Origin of the sequence: Rhizobium sp. BK312, assembly GCF_014193605.1 — a bacterium.
Classification (GTDB): domain Bacteria; phylum Pseudomonadota; class Alphaproteobacteria; order Rhizobiales; family Rhizobiaceae; genus Rhizobium.
In genome coordinates this window covers 95,089-107,139 of record NZ_JACHZP010000007.1, presented here as the reverse complement: position 1 = coordinate 107,139, position 12,051 = coordinate 95,089, and the positions used below count along the sequence as shown (strand labels likewise).

The 12,051-nt window shown below is 60.4% G+C and carries 12 protein-coding genes and 1 riboswitch; of the genes, 6 read left to right on the top strand and 6 right to left on the bottom strand.

Annotated features, from left to right (window positions below; translation table 11 throughout):
• Positions 1 to 45: 45 nt before the first annotated feature.
• The 3 genes from FHT85_RS20355 to oiaX form a co-directional block, all read right to left on the bottom strand.
• Positions 46 to 873, bottom strand: a complete 828-nt coding sequence (locus FHT85_RS20355) for a phosphogluconate dehydrogenase C-terminal domain-containing protein (RefSeq protein WP_112398559.1) — start codon at positions 871 to 873, stop codon at positions 46 to 48.
• Positions 874 to 962: 89 nt separating this feature from the next.
• The gene (locus FHT85_RS20350; RefSeq protein WP_112411354.1) at positions 963 to 2,297 is read right to left on the bottom strand and encodes a four-carbon acid sugar kinase family protein; all 1,335 of its coding nucleotides are present in this window, start codon (positions 2,295 to 2,297) and stop codon (positions 963 to 965) included.
• A 23-nt stretch (positions 2,298 to 2,320) separates the two neighbouring features.
• On the bottom strand, positions 2,321 to 3,580 hold the full coding sequence (gene oiaX / locus FHT85_RS20345; protein WP_112411355.1) for a 3-oxo-isoapionate-4-phosphate decarboxylase OiaX: 1,260 nt from the start codon (positions 3,578 to 3,580) through the stop codon (positions 2,321 to 2,323).
• 177 nt (positions 3,581 to 3,757) lie between these two features.
• Between oiaX and FHT85_RS20340 the strand changes: the two genes are divergently transcribed.
• The 3 genes from FHT85_RS20340 (at position 3,758) to FHT85_RS20330 (ending at position 5,850) form a co-directional block, all read left to right on the top strand.
• Positions 3,758 to 4,462, top strand: a complete 705-nt coding sequence (locus tag FHT85_RS20340) for a transcriptional regulator NanR (RefSeq protein ID WP_015342988.1) — start codon at positions 3,758 to 3,760, stop codon at positions 4,460 to 4,462.
• Between the two features lie 103 nt (positions 4,463 to 4,565).
• Complete coding sequence (locus FHT85_RS20335; RefSeq protein WP_112337180.1) at positions 4,566 to 4,778, top strand: hypothetical protein; 213 nt, start codon at positions 4,566 to 4,568, stop codon at positions 4,776 to 4,778.
• A gap of 199 nt (positions 4,779 to 4,977) precedes the next feature.
• Positions 4,978 to 5,850 carry an undecaprenyl-diphosphate phosphatase gene (locus tag FHT85_RS20330; RefSeq protein ID WP_112411356.1) on the top strand — a complete coding sequence of 291 codons (873 nt, stop codon included), beginning with the start codon at positions 4,978 to 4,980 and terminating at the stop codon, positions 5,848 to 5,850.
• Between the two features lie 125 nt (positions 5,851 to 5,975).
• Here the strand turns inward: FHT85_RS20330 and thiD are convergent, their stop codons facing one another.
• From thiD to thiM, 3 genes are read right to left on the bottom strand one after another with little or no spacing between them, the layout of a single operon-like run.
• A complete protein-coding gene (thiD, locus tag FHT85_RS20325; protein WP_112411357.1) occupies positions 5,976 to 6,788 on the bottom strand; it encodes a bifunctional hydroxymethylpyrimidine kinase/phosphomethylpyrimidine kinase in 813 nt (270 codons plus the stop codon).
• A complete protein-coding gene (gene thiE, locus FHT85_RS20320; RefSeq protein WP_183774268.1) occupies positions 6,785 to 7,423 on the bottom strand; it encodes a thiamine phosphate synthase in 639 nt (212 codons plus the stop codon). The genes thiD and thiE overlap by 4 nt, the downstream gene beginning before the upstream one ends.
• Entirely contained in the window at positions 7,420 to 8,223 is an 804-nt protein-coding gene (thiM, locus tag FHT85_RS20315; RefSeq protein WP_112411359.1) for a hydroxyethylthiazole kinase, read from the bottom strand. Before thiM ends, thiE begins: the two co-directional genes overlap by 4 nt.
• 50 nt (positions 8,224 to 8,273) lie before the next feature.
• Positions 8,274 to 8,370: riboswitch (TPP riboswitch) on the bottom strand.
• 233 nt (positions 8,371 to 8,603) lie between these two features.
• On the opposite strand from thiM, the gene FHT85_RS20310 reads away from it, so the two are divergent.
• The 3 genes from FHT85_RS20310 (at position 8,604) to FHT85_RS20300 (ending at position 12,026) form a co-directional block, all read left to right on the top strand.
• Positions 8,604 to 8,750 (top strand): DUF1127 domain-containing protein, encoded by a 147-nt coding sequence (locus FHT85_RS20310; RefSeq protein ID WP_015342994.1) that lies wholly within the window; start codon positions 8,604 to 8,606, stop codon positions 8,748 to 8,750.
• Between the two features lie 580 nt (positions 8,751 to 9,330).
• The gene (gene yghU / locus FHT85_RS20305) at positions 9,331 to 10,206 is read left to right on the top strand and encodes a glutathione-dependent disulfide-bond oxidoreductase (protein WP_112411360.1); all 876 of its coding nucleotides are present in this window, start codon (positions 9,331 to 9,333) and stop codon (positions 10,204 to 10,206) included.
• Positions 10,207 to 10,418: 212 nt separating this feature from the next.
• On the top strand, positions 10,419 to 12,026 hold the full coding sequence (locus FHT85_RS20300; RefSeq protein WP_112411361.1) for a hypothetical protein: 1,608 nt from the start codon (positions 10,419 to 10,421) through the stop codon (positions 12,024 to 12,026).
• Positions 12,027 to 12,051 lie beyond the last annotated feature (25 nt).

Below are 12,051 nucleotides of genomic sequence, written 5' to 3'. Positions count from 1 at the left end.
CGGCAGGGCGGCAAAGGGAGGGCGACGCCCTCCCGGGGACGTCGATCAGGTGATGCGACGGATGCTTTCTGCGATCTCCTGTGGCTCGAAGACCTTCTTCCAGTCGTCGCGCATGAGGGCAGGGATGCCGAATTCGATCGCCTTGTTGCAGGCATCGGAGAACACGCCATCGACTTCCTTGAAGATGACGGCGCCGAGCACGTTCATGTGGCCGAGCAGGAAGTCGCGGGCGGCTTCCGCCGGGACGCCGCGGGCGACGCACTCATCCATGGCCTGACGCATGACGACGAGCAGCGAGGCGCAGACCGTTTCTGAAAGACCCGGCTCCAGCATTGCCATCTGCTCGACGGTGACGCGGTGCGAGCGCATGACGGGCGCCCAGATGACCTTGGCGATTTCCTCGCCGAGAGCATAGGCACTTTCCGGACCCTGCATCAGTGCCGAAACGATATGCTGCTTGGCAAAAAGACCGCCGAAATGATCCTTCTTGGCCTGCATGTCGGTCTCGTCGTTGAAGATCGGCGGATGGCAGGGGTGAGTAACGAAGTAGGTAAGATCTTCACGGTGCGGCAGATGGCCGGCGAAGGGGGCGGCGGCGTCGAGTGCGACGACCATCGTGCCGGGCTTCAGCTCGTCGACGATGCCGGCGGCAACCTTGCCGATAGCGGTATCCGGTACTGCAAGGATCACGACGTCCGCGCCATCCAGCGCGGCATCGACCGGGACGCAATCGACAGAAAGATCATTCTTCAGGCGCGCCTTGCCGGCATCGCTGACTTCGACGTGGCGCACATCGAAGCGCGAGCCTTTCAGGTTCTTGGCGAGCCGGTAGCCCATTTTGCCTCCGGCGCCGAAAAGAGCAATTGCAGTCATGTTAGTACCTCGTTCACTTCCAGAATGTGGTATCGCAAGTGGTATAATGAGTCAATGAGTATGCCAATGAATGCTGAAGAATGACGCCGCTACGATCCCCTGCCGTCGCGGATCTGTGTGAAATAATCATCGGTGCCGACCTGGCCGCCCTTCAGCGCGATCTGCAGACCATTGGTGGGCGCGTAGCTGCCGTGGGCCGTGCAAAGCGGCGAGCCGGGGGTTTGCGGCAATGGAAGAAGCGTTGTCAGCGCTTCGACACGCAATTCCTTGAGCGCGTGGCTCGACGTGTCGCCGCCGGCGATGACGGCGCGGCCGAGATTTTCCTGTTCGATCAACCGTCGCAGGATCGTGCCGAGAGCCTGCCCCAGGCGATGGCGGGCGCCGGGAATACGGTCTATATCGCCGCCGCGATCCGCCGATGGGCCGAGTGCTGTGTGAAGGATGACGCTGCGTCCGACCTTGAGGCTGGCCACGCCCGCGGCGACCGCTGTCTCCAGCGCCTGCTCGGCATTTTCTCCGACAAGCGCCAATGGATCGAGATCGATGCCGTCAAATCCGCCGGCCGCAGCCCGGCGGATTTGACGTTCGGTCGTAGGCGATACGCTGCCGGAGACGACCGCCAGGCGATCGACCCTACCCGGAGGAGCGAAATCCGGCTTCTCTCCGATCAATCCTTCGTTGCGCCAGGCATCGAGAAGGGCATATTCGACACCGGATGAACCTGCGATGAAGGCGTTGCCCTTGCTTGCGAGACGCCATAGCTGGTGACCGGCGGCGGCCTGGGTTTCCGCACTGTCGACGTCAAGCAGCAGGATACCCTCATTGCCTCCCGTCAGCGCATCGATCCGTGCGTCGGCATCGGTTGCCCGGAGTGCGACGAGATCGGCGAGGCTGACGGGAAGGGACGTCTGCCTGCTCAGATGCACGGCCAGATCGGCCTCATCCATCGGGGTGACGGGATGCCGGCTCATGACCGGGTGCCGGTCGATGCGGAAGACCTGGCCCTGATAGGCCGCGAAAAGGTGGCCGAAAGCGGTATAGCGCTTGAGCTGCGGCGCACCGACCATGACCGGGACGACGGATTGCTCAAAGAGTGCCTTGCCGATCTCGATCGCCTTGCCGATGTTGCCGATCCTGGGGCTGGAATCGAAGGTCGAGCAGACCTTGTAATGGCATATCGCGGCATTGAGGCTCTTCAGCCATTCGAATGCGGGCGTCAGATGTTCATGCATCCACTGCGGTGTTTCGCTGCGGCTGGTGCCGGCAATGCCAATGGCGCGGCAATCCTTGAACCGCTCCAGCATGGTTTTGCTCGGAACGCCGAGAAAGAGAGCCGTCGGCACGCCGTTCGAGGCAAGCGCCTCCATGACGTCGGTGGAGCCAGTGAAATCATCGCCGTAATAGCTGAGAAGAAGATTGGACATTGCTGGAAGACTGGACATTGCTGTTAGGCGTCCTTGCCGTCACTGAATTTTGCGATCGAGGCGGCAAGCTCCGGATGGTCCTTGGCATAGTCGGCAAGCGGTATGTCCGAAACCGCCGCTTGCCAGGCCTGCTGGATTGCACGAACGCCGGCAGCGGGTCCGAAGGGGTGGCTGACGATGCCGCCGCCGCAGAGATAGAGAAGGTCGGTCGTCCGGCCGGTGCGCTGGTAGGTTTCGGGCGCCTGGCCGCCCCATTGACCGGAACCGGCAACGGGAAGCGGACAGTCGGATGGATCGAAAAGCGGTGTGCGGATCGCCTTGAAGGATTCGACGAAGCTGTCATCTGGTTCCCAATATTTGACCCTGATGCCGTTGATCTGGAACTGGTCGACCCCGAGCAGGCGCCAGAATTGCTGATACACCTTGAAATCCATCCCGGCGCCGGGATGACGGGTCAGGATATCCCAGCCATTGCGATGCGCATGCAGCACCAGTCCGGAACGCTTGCGCAGGAAGCTCATGCCGCCGAAGCCGATGGAATTGATGTTGACGACGGCGCAATTGCCGCCGGCCTTCAGCACCAGATCGTGGTTGCGCATCATCTCGTCGGGGTCGGCATGCGAGATGCCGAAGGCATACATGACCTTCTTGCCGGTCTTCTGTTCGTGATCGAGGATCAGGGGCATGATGGCCTCGACGCGCTCTTTGAGCGGCGAATAGGCCGGGCTCATCAGCTTCTCATCGTCCTTGATGAAATCGACACCGGAGCCGATCAGCTCGCCGACAAGGGCGGCCGTTTCCTTCGGCCGAAGGCCGAGCGCCGGCTTGACGATCGTGCCGATGATCGGGCGACCGCTGACGCCGGTCAGGCGCATGCTGCCAGCAACGCCGAATTGCGGGCCGGGATGCGCGTCGCGAAAGGCCTCGGGCAGCTTCAGATCGACAATGCGGATGCCGGTCATGCCCTTGATGGAGAAGACGCCGCCGATCGCGATTGTCATCAGCGCCGCAAGATCGGTGCCGATCGCATCCAGCGGGAAGGCGATGTCGACATCGGCCCGATGGATCGGGTCATAGCCCTCGGCCACCTCCGGCCAAGTCGCACGCTCCGCGTCAGCAAGAGGGTGGATCGCGACGACACGCGCGGCCACACGCGCCTTGAGTTCTTCCGTCTCGCCCGGCACAGCGACGAAGGTGCCTGTCGACTGATCGCTGGCGATCTTGCGAGCCATCGCCTCGACGCTGCCTGGCGTTTCGATGCGGTAGGTGATGGTAATAGTCATGAGTGGGTGAATGCTCCTCTCGCCGACGATTTTCCGCGTGGCACAAACTGGTGATCTGGTATAATGAGTATTCCAACTTCTGCAAACTATTTTTTGCCCGGTTGTCGGTAGGGTGGGGCTTCCGCCATGGCGGCCAAAAATGCATAAGGGGTAAAAGCTTTGGGAAAGCGGGATTCCATGGGCGAGCCAGTCGAACAAATTGTACGCCGAAAGCTATCCGATGAAGTATTCGATCGGCTGGAACGGTTGATCACGTCGGGAGAGCTCAAGCCGGGTGATGAGATGCCGTCCGAGCGTGTCCTCATGGAGCGCTTCGGTGTCGGACGTCCGGCGATCCGGGAGGCCATGCAGGCCCTTGCCAATATGGGGCTGGTCAACATTTCCCATGGCGAACGTGCCAAGGTGCTTCAGCTCACAGCGAAGTCGATCTTTCGGCAGGTCGACCTGACCGCAAAGATCATGTTGTCGCAATCACCTGATTCCCTTGAGCAGCTGAAGAGCGCCCGCATCTTCTTCGAGCGCGGCATGGCACGCGAGGCCGCACAGCGCGCGAGCAAGAAAGATGTTGCCGATCTCAGTGAAATCATCGACCGGCAGCGCGCATCTCTCGGTCATGCCGAGGACTTCATTTCTGCTGATATGCAGTTCCATACGCGCATCGCCCAGATTTCCGGCAATCCAATCTTTGCTGCCGTCAGCGAAGCGATGCTCGCATGGCTGAAAGCCTATCATACCGACATGCTGATCTGGACCGGCAAGGAAAAGTTCACGCTGGTCGAACATGAGGAAATCCTCGCGCGCCTGGCTGAAAACGATGCAGATGGCGCCGAGCAGGCGATGCTCAAGCATCTGGAAAGATCGCGTGCGCTCTATACGAAATGAACCCGTCGGCATTCGCCCGCCACGGTGCCACGGCTCTGTGCCTTTGTCGTAATTCCTCCCCAATCCTTATGGAATCTGTTGGCACTCAAAAGAGGTGTGCGTGATGATTGATTTCTTTCAGCGAAACATGGCGCTATTCCTGGCCGCTCTCATGACGGCGGTGGCCATAACCCTTTATAATTTAAGCTGCCTTCTGCTCAGGCATCACCATACGATGCTGCACAATCTGCATCATGCGGCAGGCGCGTTGGTCCTCCTCGCCGGCTTCTACACCATGATCCGCTACATGCAGGCGTTGCCGGAGGATGACGGCTAGAAATACGCCAAACTCCAAAATTCGAGCCGGCAATTTCAGATAGAGTTCAGCCTGCGCGGCTATATCCTCAGCTTGCCCCGATGTGAAATTGGCGACACCTTCGCCAGGTGTTGTCGATTTCAAATTGGGAACCAGTTTCACAGCTAGTTCGTCGCACCACTCGGTGCAAAGCCCCCTGAACAACTGAGGATATCAAAACGTGGCTGATGTTTGTACGCAAGGCGTGGATACGGGCTTTGTTGCCCTGGGCTATGCCAAGATCGCAATTCTGGGCATCGTGCAGGGATTGACCGAGCTACTGCCGGTCTCGTCCACTGCCCATATGCGCGTGGTGCCCGCCTTGCTGGGCTGGCAGGACCCTGGTTCTGCCTTCTCGGCTACGATGCAGCTTGCAGCACTTGCAGCGATCGTCTCCTATTTCTGGAGCGACGTCCGCTACGTCACCTTTGGATCGCTCGATGCGATCAGGCAAAGGGACTGGAACTCTCCTTCCATCCGGCTTGCGATCGCCATCGTGATTGCCACCATACCGATCGTGATCGCCGGCCTGCTGCTGTCATCCTCCCTGAACGCTTGCGGCACGTCTTTCCGCAGCCTCTGGGTCATCGGCATCGCCTGCGTGGTCATGGGCTTGCTCTTGGCGGTCGCTGAGCTTTACAGCCGCCATAGGAAGGATATCGGACAGATGACGCTGATGGATGCCCTTTTTGTCGGCATCACGCAGGTCGGTGCTCTTATCCCCGGTGTCTCGCGCTCGGGGTCGACCCTAACCGGCGCACTGTTCCTCGGCTTAAAAAGAGAGGAGGCGGCACGGTTCTCCTTCCTGCTCGGCTTACCGGCCATCGCTCTTGCCGGCTTGAAGGAGCTTTATGAGCTTCACAAGGCGCATCTTCCGATGGAAGCCTGGTCGGTACTGCTCGTTGGCCTGATTGTCGGCAGCATATCGTCCTTCATCACCATCTGGGGGCTGATGCGCTTTCTCGAACGCTTTTCGACCTGGCCTTTCGTCATCTACCGTATCGGTCTTGGCGCCGTCATCCTTTTTGGCGTGTTGACCATGGGCTGGGCCTGAGCCGCCCGTACCATTCGATCGCCAATGAAGAGGAGGCGCCGCCCATCAGGACGGCGCTTTTTGTCTTATGCCCGATCGAGGCCGCGGCCGGCACCAGAAACGGCGACCCTTGAGTAACAGGCTCGCTACTCCTTATTTGTGGCCCACAGTGCATGGAAATGCTGAACAGGCCCATGGCCGCTTCCGACGGAAAGCTGGCCTGCGGCAGCAACCGCGGCGGCGAGATAGGCCTTGCCGACGGCGATAGCTTCGGGGAGCGGCAGGCCCTTGGCGATCTCTGCCGCGATAGCGCTGGAGAGCGTGCAGCCCGTTCCATGCGTATTCTTGGTCGGCAACCGCTGAGCTTCGAACCAGGCCACATGACCGCCGCTTGCGAGCACATCCGGGCTTTCGTCACCCTCCAGATGACCACCCTTGACGAGGACTGCTGAAGGCCCGAGCGCTGCCAGCGCACGCGCCTGGCGCGCCATGTCTTCGCGGTTCGTCGCCTCGGCGTCATGCAACAGCGCAGCCGCCTCGGGTAGGTTCGGGGTAATGACGGTCGCAAGCGGCAGCAGCCGCGTGGTCAGCACGTCAACGGCATCGGCAGCCAGCAGGGCTGCGCCACCCTTGGCGATCATGACCGGGTCGAGGACGACGGGTACATCGCGATGTCGCGCCAGAATGTCCGCGACGGCACTGGCGATGGCGGCATTAGCGATCATGCCGATCTTCACGGCATCCACACGGATGTCGGCAAAGATCGCATTGATCTGGTCTGCCACGAAATGAGGGGGCACGGGATGGACGCCGGAGACGCCCTGAGTGTTTTGCGCGGTTAAGGCGGTCAGAGCCGCCATTCCATAAACGCCGCGGGCGGAGAAAGCCTTCAGGTCGGCTTGAATGCCAGCACCGCCGGAGGGATCGGAGCCGGCGATAGATAGAACGTTGCGGATCATTGGCGAGCCTCCTTGATGGCTTTCGCGATGATGATTGTCGCCGCTTGCGGGTCCGGTTGTCCGCATATGGCCGAGACGACCGCGAGGCCATCTGCGCCGCACGAAAGGACATCGGCGGTATGAACAGCCTTCAGGCCGCCGATTGCCACTGAAGGAACCGGGCAAAGCCTGACGATGCGGGCAAGCCCGTCAAAGCCGATCGGTTGCTTGTGGTCGGGCTTGGTGGATGTGGCAAAGACCGGACCGATCCCGGCATAGTCGATGATTCCGGCATCTATGGAGGAGGCGAGAGCCTCCGTTTCCACCGAGAGGCCGAGGATCATGTCCGGGCCGATCAGGCGGCGGGCGTCGGCGGCATTCATATCTTCCTGGCCGATGTGAAGGCCATCGGCGCCGATGGCGATGGCAGCCTCGACATTGTCGTTGACGATCAGCCGGACATTCGTTCCGTGCAGGATTTGCTTGAGGGCACGGCCGGTTTCGATCATGGCGGGGATCGAAGCCTCCTTGTCGCGAAGCTGGATCATGGTGGCGCCGCCCGCCACCGCCGCCCGCGTTGTCTCCACCATACCGAGATCACGGCATAGCAGCGGATCGAGGACGAGATAGAGCGAGAGATCGAAGTCTGTGTTCATGCTGCCGATATCCTTGCGTCGTGATCCAGTGTTTCCGGGGTTAGGGCGGCAAGGGCATCGAGGAAGCGCCAGGAGAAGGAGCCTGGCCCCTCTGCAGCCGCTCCTGCCTGTTGGCCGGCAACGGCAAAGACCGTAAGCGCCGTTATGGTCGCATGGAACGGATCATCCGGAGCTACCGCCGCAAACGCACCGACGAGGCAGGTTAGCGAGCATCCAAGTGCGGTTACTTGCGGCATCAATGGCGAACCGCCTGCAATGCGCTTCGCCTTCTGCCCATCCGTCACGAAATCCGTAACGCCTGTGACTGCCACTACGCAGCTGTGCTTTTCCGCGAGTTGAAGGGCGGAATCTTCCGCCTGCTCGACGGCATCGCGGCTATCGACGCCTTGGCCGCGGCTCGTCCCGCCGGCAAGCGCGATGATCTCGGATGCGTTGCCGCGAATGATTGTCGGCTTTAGTTCCAGCAAGCGCGTGATGGCATCGCGACGAAACGCGGTCGCATAATGGGCGACGGGATCGAGGACCCAGGGCTTGCCGGCATTGTTTGCCGACTGTGCGGCCTTCAGCATGCCCCTAAGCCAACCCGCGGAAAGCGTACCGATATTGATCGTCAGTGCGCCGGAGATAGCGGCAAACTCACCGGCCTCCTCTTCGGCATGTACCATTGCCGGCGATGCGCCGGCGGCAAGCATCACATTGGCCGCGATATTCATGGCGACGAAATTGGTGATGCATTGCACCAGGGGAGGGTTCGCCCGCATGGTGCGAAGTAGATTGCCTGGTGTGATTTGGTCTTGCATATCGCCCCTTTCAGGCGGCGAGACGCGTAGGGACGACGTGCTTCAGCTTCGCGAGGTCCCGAGCGACTTCCTCCGCCAGCATGATCTGGTTCAGGTTCGAAGGGTGCTTCTCAGCCCGCCGGATAGCGGACGCCCCTGTCTCTCATCTCTTTTCTTTTCGCAGACAAAGGCGGCGCTGTCATCAGCGAATCGTCAAGGTAGGCGCGACCGACGAATGAAGATCGCCTGCTTTTCGGGCGACGCATGCAGTAGACGCATAGGTGCGGTGATTCCTTAGCTCTGCAAAAAGCCAATGGGTTCGACTATATAGTTCTTATCGAAGCGACGGGAGCGCCAAGCACGGCTGCTCAGCTTCGAAAGCCCAAGGAAAGGGGATCATCATGAACGTAGCACGCTCTTTCAACAACTGGCGCAAGTATCGTCAGACGGTCGCCGAACTGGGCCGTATGTCCACGCGCGAACTGCACGACCTGGGTATCGATCGCGGCGAGATCCGCAATGTTGCCCGTGCAGCGATCGCTCGCTAACGGCCGCGACGGCTCCTTATACGCGACGGCTCCTTATAAAAGCTGCATTATACCAGCGCCTGTTCCCCCGAGCAGGCGCTTTTGCTTTATAGGCATCCCGCTCATTCTTCACCGCCCTGGCTGAAGATTACGATCGACCCAGCTGCCCGATTTTCGCATAGCGCATAACTGCCTTGCAAAGAAATGCCTATGAACTGAGCAAAAGACTGGTATGTTCGTCTTCATCGAAGCGATGCATCTCCTCCCGCATCCCTTCGCTTGGCAGACGTCCTTATCCTCCTCCCAGGGACGGCTGCAGGAATAGCGGAACTCCTCCTCCCATCCGCTGTTCGGTTCTTGTAAAAAGCCTGCCGCTCCTCCTCCCGCGGCAGGCTTTTTCGTTTCATGAACCTCCAGGCATTTGCCAATGGCCTAACGCGATCGAAGAGTCCGCGCCCTAACCCAGGCGGCAAGAGCGCTTCCGCGTTAAAGAGTGCGCATTCTCCTCTCGCAAAAATGAAGAGCGGCCTCTATGTGCGATCTATGTAGCGCGCTACATCGAAGATCGCCCAAATTCGATTCCCGAAAAAGGAGGATGCCCATGACCGGCCCTGCCGAATATACCCCGCCGAAAATCTGGACCTGGAACAAGGCCAATGGCGGCCAGTTCGCCAATATCAATCGCCCGATTGCCGGCCCGACTCACGAGAAGGAACTGCCGGTAGGACGCCATCCCCTTCAGCTCTATTCGCTTGGAACGCCCAACGGCGTGAAGGTCACGATTATGCTCGAAGAGCTGCTGGCGCTTGGTCACAGCGGTGCGGAATATGATGCCTGGCTGATCAAAATCGGTGAGGGCGATCAATTCGGCAGCGGTTTCGTTGACATCAATCCGAATTCGAAGATCCCGGCTTTGCTCGACCGCAGTGGCCCGAAGCCGGTTCGCGTTTTCGAATCGGCCTCGATTTTGATGTATCTCGCCGAAAAATTCGGCGCCTTCCTGCCGACCGAGCAGCCGGCTCGGGCCGAATGCATCTCCTGGCTGTTCTGGCAGATGGGCAGCGCGCCCTATCTCGGCGGCGGTTTCGGTCATTTCTACGCCTATGCGCCGACGAAGATCGAATATGCGATCGATCGCTTTGCCATGGAGGTGAAGCGTCAGCTCGATGTTCTCGATCGTCGCCTGGCCGAAAGCGAATATATCGCCGGCAGCGACTATACGATCGCCGATATCGCCATCTGGCCGTGGTACGGCGGTTTGGCCAAGGGGTGGCAATACGGCGCGGCCGAGTTCCTGCAGGTGCAGGAATACAAGAACGTGCAGCGCTGGGCCGAGCAAATCTACTCGCGTCCTGCCGTCAAGCGCGGCCGCATGGTCAACCGCATGTCGGGCGATCCATCCGAGCAGCTGCGTGAGCGCCACGATGCCAGCGACTTCGAGACGAAGACGCAGGATAAGCTGGAAGCTGCAGGCTGATCCAACAATTCGCTTTGCAGAAATGAGCTCGCGGCCCTCCGGATCGCGAGCTCTTTTATTGCGCTTACTGCGGGTGCTGTCGGTCTCGGCAAGTCAGCCTCGCTCCATCTTGTGAAGCGTAATGTTCGGCTGCCGAGGCTCCCCCGCTCGGCGTAGACCGCAGCGCGATTCTGCAAAGCGTGTCGACATTGGCGAAAGAGGAATGCTTCTCCATGCAGCAAGTTGCTGACGACCGTACCCTGGATAAAAATGCGACTACGGGTGCGTTGTCGAAGCAACAAAGCGAGGCGAGGGATGCGCTGCTGAAACACCTGGTGTCGGGTGGCGATGAACGGCTGGATTGCGATCCGCTCACCGGGCTCAACATGTATGGCTATGGTCCGGCACCCCGGCCCGAAGATCTCGCTTTCGGCTCGTCGACGGCATCGACCATATCCGCCGCCGCCTTTGCCACGGTCGAATCCTTTTACGCGGATCTGAGGCGGGAGATGGAAACAAGCTCGCCGTCGGCTGTCTATGACCGCGAAATCGGGCGCATGCGTGACGATCTGTTGCGCTTGCTCGGCCTCAACCAAGCGTCGGCACCCCGGATCGATGTAATCCTGGCCACATCGGGCACGGACATTCATCTCTTTTCGGCAGCACTGCTGGCGGGCGAGGACGAGCGTGCCCTGATGACCATCACGCTGATGGGGAATGAAACGGGCAGCGGCGTCATGATGGCGTCAGCCGGGCGGCATTTCATGAGCCGCGTCAGCAGCGCACGGTCTGTCGCCAAGGGCGAAGAATTGCGGCCAGGGGACGCAACACGCAACGCCACCATTGCCGTGCGCAACAAGGATGGTTCCCTTCGCGCCGATAGCGAGGTGGAAGAGGAGCTGCGCGGCCTCATCGAGCTTGCCCGCGCAGCCGGCCTCAGGTGCCTTCTCGTCGTAACAGACGTATCGAAGACCAGCCTGCTGGCGCCGAGCCTTGAGACCGTCATGCGTCTGAAGGAGCGTTTCGGCACCGTGCTGGATATCATGATCGATGCCTGCCAGTTTCGCTTGTCAGCGGCAACGATCCGCGCCTATCTCGCCCATGGCTTCATGGTCGCGCTCACGGGTTCGAAATTCCTTGCCGGGCCGATTTTCAGCGGCGCGCTTTTGTGCCCGCCGCAAATGTCGGAACGCTTCAAATCGCGTGCGCTGCCCGGAGCCTTGGCCGACTATTGCGGGAAGGCAGAGTGGCCGGAAGACTGGGCCGCTCGCGACATTTTGCCGGACCGCGCCAATCTCGGCCTGCTGCTGCGCTGGAAAGCCGCGCTGTTCGAACTCGGATGCTTCCTCGATATTCCTGAAGACCGTGTAGTCAAGGTCTTGTCCATTTTTGCCGAGGCAGTCTCCGATCGTCTTGCGAACGATCCGGCTTTCGAGCCTTTGCAGAGCCGGCCGTTGGAGCGGCGTGAGCTGTGGGGCGCATCATCGGCTCTTCGCTGGGATGAAATTCCCTCCATCTTTTCGTTTTACCTGCGCAATTGCACAGATGGCGCCATGCTGACCGCAGCGGAAATGGCAGCGGTCTACAAGGAGCTGGCCGTCGAAGGCGATGGAGTTGCCCTGGTGCGTCTCGGCCAGCCCGTTCGCTGTGCCGATTTTGGTGATGTACCGGCAAGTGCTCTTAGAATTTGCCTGAGCGCGCCGCTGGTCGTGGCCGCTTCCAGGAGCGATGAAGCGCTCGCAGCGGTGGTTGCGCAAGCGATGCTGGTTCTGGATCGCACCGCCGAGGCAGCGGCCCGGCAAAGGCAAGGCAATGCCAGGGACATGCGCCGCAGCGCCTGAAGTTCACACGACGGCTTCAGCTGGC

What these genes read in the sequence shown, in the direction of transcription:
- FHT85_RS20340 (WP_015342988.1), top strand. Translation starts at nt 3,758, where the DNA reads ATGGGCGAGCCAGTCGAACAAATTGTACGCCGAAAGCTATCCGATGAA.
- FHT85_RS20350 (WP_112411354.1), bottom strand. Translation starts at nt 2,297, where the DNA reads ATGTCCAATCTTCTTCTCAGCTATTACGGCGATGATTTCACTGGCTCC.
- FHT85_RS20335 (WP_112337180.1), top strand. Translation starts at nt 4,566, where the DNA reads ATGATTGATTTCTTTCAGCGAAACATGGCGCTATTCCTGGCCGCTCTC.
- FHT85_RS20355 (WP_112398559.1), bottom strand. Translation starts at nt 873, where the DNA reads ATGACTGCAATTGCTCTTTTCGGCGCCGGAGGCAAAATGGGCTACCGG.
- yghU (WP_112411360.1), top strand. Translation starts at nt 9,331, where the DNA reads ATGACCGGCCCTGCCGAATATACCCCGCCGAAAATCTGGACCTGGAAC.
- thiM (WP_112411359.1), bottom strand. Translation starts at nt 8,223, where the DNA reads ATGCAAGACCAAATCACACCAGGCAATCTACTTCGCACCATGCGGGCG.
- oiaX (WP_112411355.1), bottom strand. Translation starts at nt 3,580, where the DNA reads ATGACTATTACCATCACCTACCGCATCGAAACGCCAGGCAGCGTCGAG.
- thiD (WP_112411357.1), bottom strand. Translation starts at nt 6,788, where the DNA reads ATGATCCGCAACGTTCTATCTATCGCCGGCTCCGATCCCTCCGGCGGT.
- thiE (WP_183774268.1), bottom strand. Translation starts at nt 7,423, where the DNA reads ATGAACACAGACTTCGATCTCTCGCTCTATCTCGTCCTCGATCCGCTG.
- FHT85_RS20310 (WP_015342994.1), top strand. Translation starts at nt 8,604, where the DNA reads ATGAACGTAGCACGCTCTTTCAACAACTGGCGCAAGTATCGTCAGACG.
- FHT85_RS20300 (WP_112411361.1), top strand. Translation starts at nt 10,419, where the DNA reads ATGCAGCAAGTTGCTGACGACCGTACCCTGGATAAAAATGCGACTACG.